Here is a 15,782-nt window from a genome sequence, read left to right as displayed (position 1 = left end):
ACTTTTATTGAAAAATAGGGAACACTTGGACGTGTTCCCCAGGTAAAACATATTGAATGATTATTTTTTGTTGACTTGGCTCATAACTTCATCAGCAAAGTTATCTTCGCGTTTTTCGATGCCTTCTCCAACTTCGTAGCGGATGAATTCTTTAACAGCTCCGCCAGTTGAAGCAGCGAAATCGCGTACTTTTTGATCTGAGTTTTTAACGAAAGCTTGGTCAAGCAAGCAAACGTCCTCGAAGTATTTACCAAGGCGGCCTTCTACCATCTTCGCAACGATGTTTTCAGGTTTGCCTTCGTTTAGAGCTTGTTCAGTCAAGATTTTGCGCTCGTGTTCTACTTCTTCAGCAGAAACTTCGTCGCGTGATACATATTTAGGGTTTAATGCAGCAATGTGCATAGCGATATCGCGTGCTGCGCTATCGTCAGTTGAGTTTTCAAGTACAACTAGCACCGAAATGCGGCCGCCCATGTGAAGGTAAGGGCCAAAAGCGTCTGCGTCAGTTTTCGTACGTACTTCAAAGCGGCGCAAAGTGATTTTTTCGCCGATTTTAGCGATTGCATTTGAAATGTGGTCAGCAACTGTAGAACCGTTTGACATCGTTGAAGCCGTCGCTTCTTCGATTGTAGCTGGCTTTGTTGTGATCAAGTGCTCGCCAAGTTCTTTAACAAGCGTTTGGAATCCTTCGTTTTTCGCTACGAAATCTGTTTCAGCGTTTACTTCGAAAATTACCGCATCGTTGCCTTGAACCAGGATTGAAGTAATCCCTTCAGCTGCGATTCTGTCCGCTTTTTTAGAAGCGCTTGAAAGGCCTTTTTCACGTAGGAAATCGATTGCTGCGTCGATGTCGCCATCTGTTTGAACTAGTGCTTTTTTGCAATCCATCATACCTGCGCCTGTTTTTTCACGCAATTCTTTTACCATTTGAGCTGTAACTGCCATGATTAAATTCCTCCTTAAGATGTGTACGATTTCTCAAAAAAAGGTGATAAGTGGGTTTGGCCGCTTATCACCTGTCATACTTGTGAATTACTCAGCAGATTCAGCTGCTGCTACTTCTTCGTCTTCTTCAGGTTTTGACTCAAGCAAAGCATCAGCCATTTTACCAGTCAAAAGTTTAACCGCGCGGATTGCATCATCGTTTGCAGGGATCACATAATCGATTTCATCCGGATCGCAGTTTGTATCAACGATACCAACGATTGGAATGTTCAATTTGATTGCTTCTGCTACTGCAATGCGCTCTTTGCGTGGGTCAACTACGAACATTACGTCCGGAAGTGAACTCATATCACGGATACCGCCAAGGAATTTAACAAGGCGTTCGTGTTGTTTTTTCAATTGAACTACTTCTTTTTTCGGTAGAACTTCGAAAGTTCCATCTTCTTCCATGCGCTCGATTTGTTTCAAACGGTTCACACGTTTTTGGATTGTACCGAAGTTAGTAAGTGTTCCACCCAACCAGCGTTGGTTGATGTAGTAGTTGCCAGAACGTTCTGCTTCTTCTTTGATCGCGTCCTGAGCTTGCTTTTTCGTACCAACGAATAGTACTTTACCGCCTTCTTCGCCCACTTGTTTCATGAAGCTATAAGCTTCCTCCAATTTGCGGACTGTTTTTTGAAGGTCGATGATGTAGATACCGTTACGTTCAACGAAAATATATTTTTTCATTTTCGGGTTCCAACGGCGAGTCTGGTGACCGAAGTGTACACCAGCTTCAAGCAATTGTTTCATAGAAATTACTGACATGTTTGTTTCCTCCTGATAGGTTATTTTTCCTCCGCATTTTTCTTCTCTGAACCGTTACTTTTGCAAGCACCTGCGGAACAGATCAAAATGCGTGTGTATTTAACACCATTTGAAATTATACCACGGTCCGTGTTCGTTCCGCAACAAGTTTCTCTTATTAATTGAGGAACTTAGAAAATGTCCGTTTGGATTCCGAAAATAATTTTAAGTTTTAGTCTTCGAAAAGTAAGATTTTGAAGCGGAATCCACTCCGGATTATTTTGCATCAAACAAAAAAGGCACCGGAATCAATCCAGTGCCTTTCAATCATTGATCAGTTCATTTTCAATTGTTCAAGTTCAGCTAGGAATTTCGTGTTCAATACTTTGATGTATGTCCCTTTCATCCCTAAAGAACGCGATTCAATTACGCCGGCACTTTCAAGTTTGCGAAGTGCGTTAACGATAACTGACCGTGTGATGCCGACACGGTCAGCAATTTTTGAAGCGACCAGCAAACCTTCGTTGCCGTCAAGCTCTTCAAAAATATGTTCGATGGCTTCAAGCTCACTGTAAGAAAGTGAAGAAATCGCCATTTGAACAACTGCTTTGCTGCGTGCTTCTTCTTCGATGCGGTCGCCTTTTTCGCGAAGGATTTCCATCCCTACTACAGTAGCGCCGTATTCGCCAAGAATTAGATCATCATCGTGGAATTCGCCGTTTACGCGCCCTAAAAGAAGCGTTCCTAAGCGTTCTCCTCCGCCGATGATCGGTACGATGGTTGTCAACGCTTCTTTGAACAATTCACGCTCTTCTACCGGGAAGATTGTGTGCTCGCTGTTAACATCCAAGTTTTCAGTTGTTTCGTGGATATTTGATAGATTTTGAGTATACTCAGTTGGGAATTGGCGCTCTTCAAGCATTCCGATCATGCGCTCGTTTTCGATTTGCTGGTTGATTGCATATCCAAGAACTTTACCTTTGCGGCTTACGACGAAAGCGTTGCATTCGATTACTTCGCTTAAAGTTTCCGCCATGTCCTTGAAGTTTACAGGTTTCCCTGCAGCTGCTTGCAGCATTGAGTTAATACGACGTGTTTTTTCCAATAAATTCATTTAAATGAACCTCCTACTAATTTGCGAACAGTATTTATTTAATATTCTAAAGGTTTTTACTACTTAATGAAACTATTTTGCATGAAATTACAGAATAAATTGTGACAAATCTTTATTTTTAGCCACATTTTCAAGCTTTTCGTTCACATATTGAGGCGTGATATCAATTTGAGCCGGTGTAATCTCCGACGCTTCAAACGACAGATCCTCCAACAAGCGCTCTAAAATCGTATGGAGCCTTCTGGCACCGATATTATCTGTATCCTGGTTCACTTCATATGCTATTTCCGCTAGTCTGATAATTGACGCATCATTGAAGTGTACCATAACTCCTTCAGTTTCGAGAAGCGCTTTGTACTGATTTAACAAAGAATGTTTTGGTTCTGTAAGGATTTTGACAAAATCTTCGACTTCCAGCTTCTGAAGTTCGACGCGGATCGGGAATCGCCCCTGCAATTCAGGGATCAAATCAGAAGGTTTCGACATATGAAATGCTCCAGCTGCCACAAACAGCATGTAATCCGTTTTCACCGCTCCGTATTTTGTCGATACGGTCGATCCTTCGACAATCGGCAAGATATCGCGCTGCACCCCTTCGCGGGAAACATCGGCAGATGAAGAGTTATTCTTGCTCGCAATTTTATCCATTTCATCAATAAAGATAATGCCATGCTGTTCAGAACGCTTGATCGCTTCTGAAGCCACTTCCTCATCGTCCACTAATTTCGCGGCTTCTTCGGCTGTTAATATTCTTCTGGCTTCTTTCACTTGCAGACGGCGTTTTTTCTTTTTCTTCGGCATCAATGAGGATAAGGCATCTTGCATATTTGCACCCATTTGTTCCATTCCCGAACCTTGCAGGGCATCAAACATGGATGGCATGTTTTCAGTCACTTCTACCATGACCCATTCATCTTCCAGTTTTCCTGCCTTCAAGTCTGCAGCAATTTCCCGCCGCTTTACACGGACTTCCACTTCAGCTGTCGGATCTTCCTCTTCCTGCTGATCCATTTTTTGTCCAAAAAGCATCTCCAATGGATTTTGGCCGTTCGCTTTTTTCTTTCGCGAAGGCGCCAACAGCTTAACGATCCGCTCATTCGCTGCTGATTCCGCCTGGAATTTGACGGCTTCAAATTTCTCTTCTTTGACGATGCGGACAGCCGCTTCCACTAGATCGCGGACCATCGATTCCACATCACGCCCAACGTAGCCCACTTCCGTGAATTTTGTCGCTTCCACTTTCACGAACGGAGCCCCTGTCAATTTGGCGATGCGGCGAGCAATTTCGGTTTTCCCGACGCCCGTCGGCCCGATCATTAAAATGTTTTTCGGAATCACTTCATCCCGGAGCTCTTCATCCAACCGGCTTCTGCGGTAGCGGTTTCTAAGCGCGATCGCAATTGAACGCTTGGCTTCTTTTTGTCCGACGATGTACCGATCCAAATGGTCGGTGATTTGTCTAGGAGTTAAATCTTGTTGTGATTTCATTTGCCCAACTCCTCTACGATAATTTCGTGGTTTGTATAAACGCAAATATCCGCTGCTGTTTCAAGTGCAGACTGAGCGATTTCTCTGGCAGTCATTTGATCCCCGGCATATTTTTTCAATGCACGCCCGGCTGCCAATGCGTAATTCCCGCCTGAACCGATCGCAAGTATGCCATCGTCCGGTTCGATCACTTCACCTGTACCGGCTACGAGAAGCAGCTCATTCTTGTTCATGACGATCAACATCGCTTCTAATTGGCGGAGGATTTTATCTCCTCGCCATTGTTTGGCAAGTTCCACAGCTGCGCGCTGAAGATTGCCATTGTATTCAGTCAGTTTGCCTTCGAACATTTCAAATAGCGTAAAAGCGTCCGCTACAGAACCGGCAAATCCGGTCAGGACTTGGCCATTGTATAATCTCCGAACTTTTCTCGCTGTATGTTTCATGACGACCGCATTGCCGAAAGTGACTTGCCCGTCGCCAGACATGGCACATTCGCCGTTATGCTGCACGGCAAATATGGTAGTTGCATGGAATTCCTGCATGGTAAATCCCCCTCTAAGCTCTTGGATGAGCATTTAAGTATGTTTTTCGTAAATGTTCTTTAGTCACATGTGTATAGACTTGCGTCGAACTTAAATGTGAATGCCCGAGCAATTCCTGGACCGTCCGCATATCAGCGCCGTTATTCAGCAAATGCGTTGCAAATGTATGGCGGATCATATGGGGATAGATCGTGGAATTGATCGATGCCTTTTTCATGCACTCACTCAAAATATGGCGAATGCCTCTATCCGTCAGCAGTTCGCCCCGATTATTGACGAAAAGCCCTTGATGGTCCTGTTTCTTCATTAATTTAGGACGTGCTTCTTCAATATAATGTTCCAGTGCTTCGTGGGCAAACTGGCCGTAAGGGATGTAGCGTTCTTTCCGCCCTTTTCCCATGACTTTGACTATCTGCATCTGGCGGTCCAAATCTTGCATGCGGATATTTATGCATTCACTGACCCGCATGCCGGTTGCATATAACAGTTCAAGAATCGCCATATTCCGCAGCGACAGCTTGTCCTCGCCTTGAACAGAAAGGAATAAAGCCTCCATTTCTTCTTCATAGAAAAATTGCGGCAGGCGTTCTTCTTTTTTAGGGTGGTAAAGCGACCGGAAAGCGGCTTCACTTAACCCGAATTCGCGATTGCCGTATTTGAAAAAGGAACGGATGGATGAAATTTTTCTCGAAATCGTCGTGCGCGACAACGTCATTTCGTACAGATTCGTGACATAGTTTCTAGCGTGCAAATATTCTACATCCCGTATATCCGGAATCCCTTCTTTTTCTAGGAACAGAAAAAAATCCTCCAAGTCTTTTTCATAATGGTGGACGGTGTGTTCGGAATAATTTTTTTCGAGTTGAATGTAGGTCATAAATGATTTGAGCATCTCTTCTTTATTCATCCGATGGACCCACCTTTTTTGGCAAATAGAAAAGCCTCTAAATTATAACAACATTTAGAGGCTTTTTTCAATTAAACAGTCACGGTATTCATAAAATTGTGAATAGCTGCCAGTGCACGGTCAGCATGTTTTTCAGCGCGTTCCTGCTTGGATTTTACGCGTTCGCCTAAATCCGGGAACAATCCGAAGTTGATGTTCATCGGCTGGAAGTTTTTGCTGTCGGCTTCTGTAATATAGCGTGCCATGCTTCCTAAAGCCGTTTCTGCCGGGAAGACGATTTGCTCTTCTCCAAGTGCAAGTTTAGCTGCATTGACGCCGGCAAGCAATCCGCTTCCTGCTGATTCAACGTAGCCTTCAACGCCTGTCATCTGTCCAGCAAAGAAGATGTTCGGATTTGCCTTCAATTGATATGTCGGCTTCAATACCCGCGGCGAGTTGATGAATGTGTTGCGGTGCATCACACCGTATCTCACGATTTCCACATTTTCGAGCCCCGGAATGAGACGCAACACTTCTTTTTGAGGTCCCCACTTCAAGTGCGTTTGGAAGCCGACAATATTGTAAAGGGTTCCGGCCGCATCGTCTTGGCGAAGCTGCACAACAGCATAAGGGCGTTTGCCTGTTTTCGGATCTTCGAGCCCTACCGGCTTCATCGGTCCGAACGTCAACGTTTTTTCTCCGCGAGCCGCCATCACTTCAACCGGCATGCAGCCTTCAAAATAAATTTCTTTTTCGAATTCTTTCAACGGCACGACTTCCGCTTCGACCAAAGCCGTGTGGAAACGTTTAAACTCTTCTTCCGTCATCGGACAATTCAAGTAAGCCGCTTCCCCTTTGTCATAACGGGATTTCAAATAGACTTTATCCATGTCGATGCTGTCTTTTTCAATAATCGGCGCTGCAGCATCGTAGAAATAAAGGTATTCCTCACCTGTCAATTCTCTGACTTTTTCAGCCAAAGCCGGAGAAGTCAATGGGCCGGTTGCGATGATCGTGATGCCTTCCGGAATTTCCGTTACTTCTTCGTTAATGACTTCAACTAACGGATGGTTGCGGACTTTTTCCGTCACCAATCCCGCAAACTCGTGGCGGTCAACGGCTAGTGCTCCGCCTGCCGGAACAGACGCGCGGTCTGCAGATTCGATAATGACCGAATCCATATGGCGCATTTCCTCTTTGATTACGCCAACCGCATTGGTAAGCGAGTTCGCCCGCAATGAATTGCTGCAGACAAGTTCTGCAAATTTATCTGTATGGTGCGCTGGCGTCTGTTTTACTGGGCGCATCTCATAAAGCCGCACATTAATTCCTCTTTTGGCAACTTGCCAAGCCGCTTCACTTCCTGCAAGGCCAGCTCCGATCACGTTTACATATTTCGTCATAGTTAACACCTCTGTCTATTATTGAACTTCTTCTTTGTAGTCGCAGTTTGTGCAATTGATCTGCACGCCTTTTTTCACTTTCTTCTCTACAAGCAACTCGTTGCATTTCGGGCACGGCCGTTCAATCGGTTTATCCCATGAGACAAAGTCGCATTCCGGATACCGTTCGCAGCCATAGAAAACCCGGCGTTTCTTGCTCTTGCGCTCTACGATTTCGCCTTCTTTGCATGTCGGGCACGTGACGCCGATATGCTTGACGATCGCTTTCGTATTCCGGCAGTCCGGGAAATTGCTGCAAGCCATAAACTTGCCGTACCGGCCAAGCTTAAAGACCATCGGAGAACCGCAAACTTCACAATCTTCGCCAGCAGGTTCATCTTTGATCTGGACTTTCTCCATTTCATTTTCAGCCACTTCGAGATCTTTTTCAAAATCCTTGAAGAACACATCAATGATGGCGCGCCAGTCGATATCGCCTTCTTCTACGCTGTCCAGGTCATTTTCCATTTTTGCCGTAAACTCGATATTCAAGATATCCGGGAAAAAATCGCTGACCAGTCCGTGGACGATTTCCCCTAATTCTGTCGGGATAAATCGTTTGGCATCCAATGCGACATACCCGCGTTTTTGAATCGTATCCAATGTCGGAGCATATGTGGAAGGCCTGCCTATCCCCAATTCTTCCAAAGTGCGGACCAAACGGGCTTCGGTATAGCGCGGAGGCGGCTGAGTAAAGTGCTGTTTCGGATCAATTGCAACAGCTTCTACAATATCACCTTCTGCCATATCGGGCAAAATATTGTCTTTGTCTTCCGTCTGGTCATCTGTACCTTCGATATAGAGTTTCATGAATCCCGGAAACTTCACTTGGGATCCGTTGGCACGGAAGACCGCTTCCCCGTTCTGCAATTCCGCCATCACCGTGTCCAGAATAGCCGGTGACATTTGGCTCGCAACAAAACGGTCCCAAATCAATTTATACAAACGGTATAAATCGCGCGACAAAATGCTTTTTAACGATTCCGGCGTCCGCATCACGCTGGTCGGACGAACCGCTTCGTGGGCATCCTGTGATTTGGCCGACTGTTTGGCGGCCGTTGTTTTGGTTACATAATCTTCTCCGTAATTGCTTGTCACAAAATCCATGGCATCTTTTTTAGCGGTTTCGGAAATCCGGGTGGAGTCTGTACGCATATACGTAATCAAACCGGTAATGCCTTCTTTGCCGACTGCGATGCCTTCATATAATTGCTGTGCTAACATCATCGTTTTCTTCGCACGGAAGTTTAATTTGCGGGCAGCTTCCTGTTGGAGGGATGAAGTTGTAAAAGAAGGGGAAGGATTTCTCTTTCTTTCTTTTTTCACAACGCGGTTCACGGTGAACTTTTTATCTTTCATCGAAGACATAACTGCTTTTACATCTTCTTCGTTTTGCAATTTCATTTTTTCAGTGGCAGAGCCGTAATACTGCGCTTCGAATTTCTTCTTCGCTTTTTCAAACTCGCCTGTAATGGACCAGTACTCTTCCGGTTCGAAATTTTTGATTTCGTTTTCCCGGTCGATGATCAAGCGCAAAGCGACGGATTGAACACGTCCCGCCGACAAGCCTTTTTTCACTTTTTTCCACAGGATTGGGCTGATGCTATAGCCTACCAAGCGGTCCAGTATCCGTCTCGCTTGCTGGGCATCCACCAAATCCATATCTATTTTTCTTGGATGTTTGAATGATTCTTTGATGGCATCTTTTGTAATCTCGTTGAACACTACGCGGCATTCCGTGGTCTGGTCCACGCCGAGCGCATTTGCCAAGTGCCATGCAATCGCTTCCCCTTCGCGGTCCGGGTCAGCTGCGAGAAAGACTTTCTTCGCTTTTTTTGCTTCTTTTTTCAAATCCTGCAAAATAGGGCCTTTGCCTCTAATTGTGATATAACGCGGTTCATAATTATTTTCAACATCCACGCCCATCTGGCTGCGGGGAAGATCCCGCAAGTGGCCAAGTGAAGCCCGGACTTTATACTTTTTCCCTAAATAGCGTTCGATTGTTTTCGCTTTAGCCGGCGATTCTACAATCACTAAATAATCCGACATGAATATTCCTCCTCATAGAGGTTTCTTAAAATGAATAAAAGAATTACCTGATGCAAAATGTATAACAGTTTTTGTCGGAATGCAAGGTTTTTCATTTTGCTTAGTTATAAATCCTCTGTAAGTTGGGGGTATTCTTCCAGTACCCGCCCCCCGTTCCATAGCGGTACAGCGCCTTCTGCAATGAGTTTATGGGGTCCCGCGGATAAAGGTGAGTAAATATTCCCTGGAACCGCAAAAACGTCCCTGCCATGCTCCAGTGCATGTTCTATCGTGCTCATCGTTCCGCTCTTCTCTTTCGCTTCCGTTACAATGATCCCTTTTGACAGCCCGCTGATGATGCGGTTTCTCATCGGGAAATTCCACCTGAGCGGCTGCATATAAGGTGGATATTCCGTTATGACTAAATGGGTTTCTTCTATTATATTATTGAGCGGACGATTTTCTTTTGGGTAGGGATGCAAAAAACCGCTTCCGGTGACTGCAATGGTCCGGCCTCCACTATCGATAGCTTCTTGATGCGCCATCGCATCTGCACCAACCGCCAGACCGCTGACAATAACCGTTTTTTTCGCAATCAAAGGCGGGAGCAGCGTCTGAATGGCGGCCCGCGAATAGCCGGTAGCTTTTCTAGAGCCGATTATGGCGATTTTAAAGGGTGCTAAAAGCAGGCGTGTATCGCCTTTTGCGTATAGGATGGCTGGCGGGTCAATCAAATCCAGCAAACTTTCGGGGTAATGGGAGTGGAAATAAGATATGGGGGTTATCTTATGTTTTTGATAAAGTTCATCAAAAGGGATATGCAAGGAATCGGCATACGCTTTTTTCAATGAGGCGGCTTGAGCAATTGATATTCCAAGCAATGCCGACCATTCGTTCGGCGGCCTGTATGTCAAGCGGCCAAGTTCAGGGTCATCTGCCATTAATCGCTGGAGCCGGTTCAGTGGCTTCGGATAAACATAATGAAGTGCATAGAATCGCTGTAAAAATTCTTCAGTCATTTTCTGCCTCCTCTATTTTTTTGTATAAAAATAAGGCGCATCCAAAAGATGCGCCTTATTCTGTTAATCAATGCGTTTTACATTTGTCGTAAAGGCCTTTTTCTTTGATCACTTTGATCAATGTTTCGCCAATTACTGATGGAGTGTCTGCAACTTCGATTCCAGCTTCGTTCATTGCTTTGATCTTGTCTGCAGCTGTTCCTTTACCGCCAGAAATGATCGCACCGGCATGGCCCATACGTTTTCCTTCTGGAGCAGTTTGTCCGCCGATAAAGCCGACTACAGGCTTCGTCATGTTCGCTTTCACCCACGCAGCAGCTTCTTCTTCAGCTGTTCCGCCGATTTCGCCGATCATTACGACAGCGTACGTATCTTCATCTTCGTTGAAAGCTTTCAACACATCGATGAAGTTTGTGCCGTTTACTGGGTCTCCGCCGATTCCGACAGCCGTAGACTGGCCGATGCCTTCTTCAGACAATTGGTGAGTCGCTTCATACGTCAATGTACCAGAACGTGAAACTACGCCGACATGCCCTTTTTTGTGGATATAGCCTGGCATGATACCGATTTTGCACTCATCAGGTGTAATAACGCCTGGGCAGTTCGGTCCAACCAAACGAGTTTTCTTGCCTTCCATATAGCGCTTCACTTTTACCATATCCAATACTGGAATGTGCTCAGTGATGCAGATCGCCATATCAAGGTCGGCGTCAACAGCTTCAAGAATCGCGTCTGCAGCAAAAGGTGCCGGTACGTAAATTACTGATACGTTTGCGCCAGTAGCTTTAACAGCATCTTGTACAGTGTTGAAGACAGGTACGCCTTCTACTTCAGTTCCGCCTTTGCCAGGTGTTACGCCGGCAACGATTTTCGTTCCGTATTCAAGCATTTGTTTTGTGTGGAAAAGGGCAGTTGACCCTGTAATTCCTTGCACAAGTACTTTCGTGTCTTTGTTAATATATACACTCATTTTTGTCCCTGCCCTTCTTAGCCTACAAGTTCTACGATCTTTTTAGCGCCTTCTGCCATCGTTCCGGCTGCGACAATATCAAGACCTGATTCGTTCAGCAGTTTTTTACCTAATTCTACGTTTGTTCCTTCAAGACGAACAACTAGAGGTACATTCAAGCTAACTTCTTTCGCTGCTTGGATAACGCCTTCTGCGATGATGTCGCACTTCATGATACCGCCGAAAATGTTAACGAAGATCCCTTTTACATTCTGGTCTGAAAGAATGATTTTGAATGCTTCCGTTACTTTCTCAGCAGTGGCACCGCCCCCAACGTCAAGGAAGTTAGCGGGTGTTCCGCCGTAGTAGTTGATCGTATCCATTGTTGCCATAGCAAGTCCGGCGCCGTTAACCATACAGCCGATGTTCCCATCTAAAGAAATGTAGCTTAAGTCATACTTAGAAGCTTCAATTTCTTTTGCATCTTCTTCGTCGTAGTCGCGCATTTCCATCACGTTCTGATGACGGTAAAGTGCGTTTGCATCAAAGTTGAATTTCGCATCCAATGCTACGACTTGTCCGTCTCCAGTCACCACTAACGGGTTGATTTCAACGATGGCTGCATCTGTATCCACGTAAGCCTGGTACAATCCAAGCATCAATTTCGCTGCTTTGTTTACCAGTTTAGCCGGGATATTCATGTTGAATGCCATACGGCGAGCCTGGAAGCCAGTCAAGCCTACAACCGGGTCGATTTCTTCATAGAAAAGGCGCTCCGGAGTATTAGCTGCCACTTCCTCGATGTCCATTCCGCCTTCTTCAGAACCCATAAGAGTTACGCGAGAAGTTTCGCGGTCTAATACCAAACCAAGGTAGTATTCTTTTTGGATGTCGCTTCCCGCTTCAATGTACAAGCGTTTCACTTCTTTGCCTTCAGGACCTGTCTGATGCGTAACTAGCACTTTGCCAAGAAGTTCCTTCGCATATGTACGCACTTCATCCAAGTTCTTCGCAAGTTTAACTCCGCCGGCTTTACCGCGGCCACCTGCGTGGATTTGGGCTTTCACCACAACAACATCAGTACCAAGTTCTTTAGCCGCTTTCACTGCCTCTTCCGGAGAAAAAGCTACATGGCCTTCAGGAACTGCTACTCCATATTGCTTTAGGATTTGTTTTCCCTGATATTCATGGATATTCATCTGTCATCCTCCAATCAAACATCTGTCTCGTAATTTTATTGCCTCTACCATTGTATTAAAGTTGTCATCGAATGTCCACAGTTGATGATTATCGCCCTAAAAACTTAGACTATTCAAAATCCAGCCGCCCGATTAAAGCTTGTTTGATGCTTCCATCGATTTGATCGGCTCGAAAGTTTTTCGGTGGATTGGAGTGGCGCCGTACCGGGCAAGCGCCGCTAAATGCTCTTTTGTACCGTAGCCCGCGTGATGTTCAAACCCATATTCCGGATATTCTTCTGCGTAGCGGTCCATGATGGCGTCCCGCCCTGTTTTTGCCAATATGGAAGCAGCTGCAATCGCCAAACTTTTTGCATCGCCTTTGATGATGGATTCGCAAGGTTGGGCTGTCTCCAGCTTCATCGCATCCGCTAGGATAATGTGCGGCTGCGGGCCCAGGGATTGGGCTGCGGCTGTCATGGATTCTTTTGTCGCCTGGAATATATTCAAGCGGTCGATCGCTTCCGGCGATTGAATGTGAACCGCGTAGCTCACAGCTGTCTCTCGAATAATTTCAGCAAAATGATCGCGTTTCGCTTTTGATATTTTTTTGGAATCGTCCAGCCCGACGAGTGCTGTACAATCTTCCGGCAAGATGACGGCCGCTGTAACGACTGGTCCCGCAAGCGGCCCCCGTCCCGCTTCGTCAATCCCGGCAACCAATGCTTCCGGATGCGTTTTGAATGATTCATCAAAATCCAATTTCGCTTGGTGATTATGTATTAGTTTGACTTTGGCTTCTTTTTTCCGCTGCCATGTTTTCACCAATGCCCGGACGCTTGAACGTTCATCTTTTGCCAATTCATCCATCCACGCATCCCATTCTTCCAAAGCCGCCAACTTTTCTTTTATGTCTTTTATTTTCTGCATTGTTTCAACCCGTTTCTGCTTAGTCTGCTGCGCTTGAACGGCATTAGAAAAGGCTGTGCCCAATTGCTTGAGAACAGCCCTTTTGTTTCCGGTCACGCTTCGTCTTCTGTAATCATTTCATCCTTATAATCGAATGTGATTTTTCCAAGATGCTGATTCCGGATGTCGCGGACGATGATTTCTGCAGTCATTTCATAGTCCACTTCCCCGTCATTCGTCAAACATCTTCTCCTCTTGCCGATTTTATCGAAAGTCTCGACAATCTCTTCATCTACCTGCTCAATTCCGTATCTTTCCAATAACCGTTCCGGATAGCGCTGTTCCAGGAAGTTCAATGAATAGACCGCGAGTTCCTGCATTTGGATGACCGAGTCTTTAATCGCCCCGGTGACAGCCAGCTTAAAGCCGATTTCCGGATCTTCAAATTTCGGCCAGAGAATCCCCGGCGTATCGAGCAATTCGATTTCTTTGCCGACTTTGATCCATTGCTGCGCTTTTGTCACTCCGGGCATATTGCCGGTTTTCGCCAAGCTTTTCTTGGAAAGGCGGTTGATGAGCGTCGATTTCCCGACGTTCGGAATGCCGACGATCATCGCACGGATCGCACGGGGCTTGATGCCTTTCGCAATCATCCGATCCCATTTTTCTGCAAGAATTTCCTTAGACGCTTTTGTCACTAATTGCAGCCCTTTGCCTTCAAGCGAATTGATGGCAACGGCTCTTGTTCCTTGATCTTCAAAATAACGAATCCACTTTTTTGTTTCAGCATCATCTGCCATGTCCATTTTGTTCAATATGATCAAACGGGGTTTTTGCTGAATCACTTGGTCAATCATTGGATTTCGTGAAGACAAAGGCAACCGGGCATCCACAAGTTCGAAAATGATATCAACCAGTTTCAGTTTTTCCGTAACTTCTCTTCTGGCTTTGGCCATGTGCCCAGGAAACCATTGTATCGTCATTAAAAACACTCCTTAATTAATAACCCCTGCTTCTGCTACTGGCCAAAACACGAAATTCGTGCTGCCAATAACTTCGTCAATCGGAACAATTCCGATATGGCGGCTGTCTTTGCTGGCCCTCCGGTTATCGCCCATGACGAACACATAACCTTCCGGGATCGTACTTTGGTTAATCTTCTCTTCTAAAGTAAAATCTTCTGTTAATGTTCCAGTAATGCCTTTTTTATACTCATCTAAATAAGGCTCATCGACCGCTTCTCCATTAATGTATAACTGATCTTCTTCGTAAGCGATGTGATCGCCCGGCAATCCGATGATCCGTTTAATGTAGTCTTTCTGTTCCGGTGCATGGAAAACGACAATGTCGAATCTGTCCGGTTCCCCGACAATATATCCGATCTTATTGACAATCATCCGGTCTCCATGTTCCAAAGTCGGCATCATGGACTCTCCGTCCACCACAATCGGGGTGAAAAAGAAAAAGCGGATAATTGCAGCAATACCGAACGCGATCAGTAAAGCTTTAGACCATTCCCAAACCTCATTTTTTTTCTTCACTTCACGTTCCATCCATGTTCCTCCCTAAACTTTCTGTTTTAATTGTACAAGGATAACAAACTTTTAGCAAAGACAAAGAAAAGCGGAAACGGCCGATTAGCCTCGACAAGCTTAAGGTGGATTGCCGAAGCGGCGCTTTTTGCCGCACAGGCAAGACGACTTAAGACCTCGAGAGGCTGGCCGTTGGAGCTGGACAAAGAAAAGCGGAAAGAGCCGTTTAGCTTCGGCAGCTAAGAGATGGTCTAAACGAAGTGCAGTCCATCTCTTTGCGACGAAGCACGAAGTAATGCAGGAGCAATATATGTTTTAGACAGACTGCGAGGAGGCTGTGGCCGCCGCAGCGGGCTGGCTTATAGCCGAGAAGCTGGCTCTTGCAGCTGGACAAGAAAAGCGGAGACGCCTTGTCAGCCCCGAAAGGCTTAAGGAAGAACACGAAGGAAATCCTGATTTCCGGTGTGGGCTGACTTAGGATCCCGAGGGGCTAGCTGCCGGGGCATCAGCAATCCCTCCAAATAAACAAAAAGAAAGAGGGCGAATTCGCCCTCTTTCATTAGTGCAATCTTATCGAATTTCTTTGATGCGTGCTGCTTTACCGCGTAGGTTGCGCAAGTAGTACAATTTCGCACGACGTACTTTACCACGGCGAGTAACTTCAAGCTGTGCAATTTTTGGTGTGTGTACAGGGAATGTACGTTCAACACCAACACCATAAGAGATTTTACGGACAGTGAATGATTCACTGATTCCGCCTCCACGGCGACTGATTACGACTCCTTCGTATACCTGGATACGTTCGCGAGTTCCCTCGACAACTTTCACGTGTACACGAACAGTGTCTCCCGGACGGAAATCTGGAAGATCCGTACGAAGTTGTTCTTTTGTGATGTCTGCAATAATGTTTTGCATGTTTTTTTCTCTCCTTCTACAGATGCTCTTGCACACAATTGATTGT

At 45.6% G+C, this 15,782-nt stretch carries 15 protein-coding genes; all 15 read right to left on the bottom strand.

What is annotated here, in order from left to right:
* Positions 1-60: 60 nt before the first annotated feature.
* Positions 61-945, bottom strand: a complete 885-nt coding sequence (gene tsf / locus BN1080_RS06790; RefSeq protein WP_052651254.1) for a translation elongation factor Ts — start codon at positions 943-945, stop codon at positions 61-63.
* An 87-nt stretch (positions 946-1,032) separates the two neighbouring features.
* Complete coding sequence (rpsB, locus tag BN1080_RS06785; protein WP_052651252.1) at positions 1,033-1,752, bottom strand: 30S ribosomal protein S2; 720 nt, start codon at positions 1,750-1,752, stop codon at positions 1,033-1,035.
* Positions 1,753-2,065: 313 nt separating this feature from the next.
* The gene (gene codY, locus BN1080_RS06780) at positions 2,066-2,845 is read right to left on the bottom strand and encodes a GTP-sensing pleiotropic transcriptional regulator CodY (protein WP_052651250.1); all 780 of its coding nucleotides are present in this window, start codon (positions 2,843-2,845) and stop codon (positions 2,066-2,068) included.
* Between the two features lie 87 nt (positions 2,846-2,932).
* Complete coding sequence (hslU, locus tag BN1080_RS06775) at positions 2,933-4,333, bottom strand: HslU--HslV peptidase ATPase subunit (RefSeq protein WP_052651248.1); 1,401 nt, start codon at positions 4,331-4,333, stop codon at positions 2,933-2,935.
* Complete coding sequence (hslV, locus tag BN1080_RS06770; protein WP_052651246.1) at positions 4,330-4,878, bottom strand: ATP-dependent protease subunit HslV; 549 nt, start codon at positions 4,876-4,878, stop codon at positions 4,330-4,332. The genes hslU and hslV overlap by 4 nt, the downstream gene beginning before the upstream one ends.
* 13 nt (positions 4,879-4,891) lie before the next feature.
* Complete coding sequence (xerC, locus tag BN1080_RS06765) at positions 4,892-5,785, bottom strand: tyrosine recombinase XerC (protein WP_052651244.1); 894 nt, start codon at positions 5,783-5,785, stop codon at positions 4,892-4,894.
* Between the two features lie 71 nt (positions 5,786-5,856).
* Positions 5,857-7,167 carry an FADH(2)-oxidizing methylenetetrahydrofolate--tRNA-(uracil(54)-C(5))-methyltransferase TrmFO gene (gene trmFO, locus BN1080_RS06760; RefSeq protein ID WP_052651242.1) on the bottom strand — a complete coding sequence of 437 codons (1,311 nt, stop codon included), beginning with the start codon at positions 7,165-7,167 and terminating at the stop codon, positions 5,857-5,859.
* Between the two features lie 18 nt (positions 7,168-7,185).
* On the bottom strand, positions 7,186-9,255 hold the full coding sequence (topA, locus tag BN1080_RS06755; protein WP_052651240.1) for a type I DNA topoisomerase: 2,070 nt from the start codon (positions 9,253-9,255) through the stop codon (positions 7,186-7,188).
* A 104-nt stretch (positions 9,256-9,359) separates the two neighbouring features.
* Entirely contained in the window at positions 9,360-10,253 is an 894-nt protein-coding gene (gene dprA / locus BN1080_RS06750) for a DNA-processing protein DprA (protein WP_052651238.1), read from the bottom strand.
* Positions 10,254-10,320: 67 nt separating this feature from the next.
* Positions 10,321-11,223, bottom strand: coding sequence for a succinate--CoA ligase subunit alpha (sucD, locus tag BN1080_RS06745; protein WP_052651236.1), 903 nt, complete (start codon positions 11,221-11,223; stop codon positions 10,321-10,323).
* Between the two features lie 17 nt (positions 11,224-11,240).
* Positions 11,241-12,401: an ADP-forming succinate--CoA ligase subunit beta gene (gene sucC / locus BN1080_RS06740; protein ID WP_052651234.1), complete on the bottom strand. Its 1,161-nt coding sequence runs from the start codon at positions 12,399-12,401 to the stop codon at positions 11,241-11,243.
* Between the two features lie 132 nt (positions 12,402-12,533).
* Positions 12,534-13,310: a ribonuclease HII gene (locus BN1080_RS06735; protein ID WP_052654453.1), complete on the bottom strand. Its 777-nt coding sequence runs from the start codon at positions 13,308-13,310 to the stop codon at positions 12,534-12,536.
* Between the two features lie 92 nt (positions 13,311-13,402).
* Complete coding sequence (gene ylqF / locus BN1080_RS06730) at positions 13,403-14,272, bottom strand: ribosome biogenesis GTPase YlqF (RefSeq protein ID WP_052651232.1); 870 nt, start codon at positions 14,270-14,272, stop codon at positions 13,403-13,405.
* A 12-nt stretch (positions 14,273-14,284) separates the two neighbouring features.
* Positions 14,285-14,842 (bottom strand): signal peptidase I, encoded by a 558-nt coding sequence (lepB, locus tag BN1080_RS06725; protein ID WP_052651230.1) that lies wholly within the window; start codon positions 14,840-14,842, stop codon positions 14,285-14,287.
* A 549-nt stretch (positions 14,843-15,391) separates the two neighbouring features.
* Positions 15,392-15,736, bottom strand: a complete 345-nt coding sequence (gene rplS, locus BN1080_RS06720; protein WP_052651228.1) for a 50S ribosomal protein L19 — start codon at positions 15,734-15,736, stop codon at positions 15,392-15,394.
* Positions 15,737-15,782: the final 46 nt, after the last annotated feature.

The organism is Planococcus massiliensis, from assembly GCF_000821325.1.
GTDB lineage: Bacteria > Bacillota > Bacilli > Bacillales_A > Planococcaceae > Planococcus > Planococcus ruber.
The sequence above is the reverse complement of the archived record's forward strand: the minus strand, read 5'-3'. Positions and strand labels throughout refer to the sequence as shown.

Excerpts from the sequence above, each read along its gene's own strand:
- tsf (WP_052651254.1), bottom strand. The coding sequence starts at position 945 with ATGGCAGTTACAGCTCAAATGGTAAAAGAATTGCGTGAAAAAACAGGC.
- rpsB (WP_052651252.1), bottom strand. The coding sequence starts at position 1,752 with ATGTCAGTAATTTCTATGAAACAATTGCTTGAAGCTGGTGTACACTTC.
- codY (WP_052651250.1), bottom strand. The coding sequence starts at position 2,845 with ATGAATTTATTGGAAAAAACACGTCGTATTAACTCAATGCTGCAAGCA.
- hslU (WP_052651248.1), bottom strand. The coding sequence starts at position 4,333 with ATGAAATCACAACAAGATTTAACTCCTAGACAAATCACCGACCATTTG.
- hslV (WP_052651246.1), bottom strand. The coding sequence starts at position 4,878 with ATGCAGGAATTCCATGCAACTACCATATTTGCCGTGCAGCATAACGGC.
- xerC (WP_052651244.1), bottom strand. The coding sequence starts at position 5,785 with ATGAATAAAGAAGAGATGCTCAAATCATTTATGACCTACATTCAACTC.
- trmFO (WP_052651242.1), bottom strand. The coding sequence starts at position 7,167 with ATGACGAAATATGTAAACGTGATCGGAGCTGGCCTTGCAGGAAGTGAA.
- topA (WP_052651240.1), bottom strand. The coding sequence starts at position 9,255 with ATGTCGGATTATTTAGTGATTGTAGAATCGCCGGCTAAAGCGAAAACA.
- dprA (WP_052651238.1), bottom strand. The coding sequence starts at position 10,253 with ATGACTGAAGAATTTTTACAGCGATTCTATGCACTTCATTATGTTTAT.
- sucD (WP_052651236.1), bottom strand. The coding sequence starts at position 11,223 with ATGAGTGTATATATTAACAAAGACACGAAAGTACTTGTGCAAGGAATT.
- sucC (WP_052651234.1), bottom strand. The coding sequence starts at position 12,401 with ATGAATATCCATGAATATCAGGGAAAACAAATCCTAAAGCAATATGGA.
- BN1080_RS06735 (WP_052654453.1), bottom strand. The coding sequence starts at position 13,310 with ATGCAGAAAATAAAAGACATAAAAGAAAAGTTGGCGGCTTTGGAAGAA.
- ylqF (WP_052651232.1), bottom strand. The coding sequence starts at position 14,272 with ATGACGATACAATGGTTTCCTGGGCACATGGCCAAAGCCAGAAGAGAA.
- lepB (WP_052651230.1), bottom strand. The coding sequence starts at position 14,842 with ATGGAACGTGAAGTGAAGAAAAAAAATGAGGTTTGGGAATGGTCTAAA.
- rplS (WP_052651228.1), bottom strand. The coding sequence starts at position 15,736 with ATGCAAAACATTATTGCAGACATCACAAAAGAACAACTTCGTACGGAT.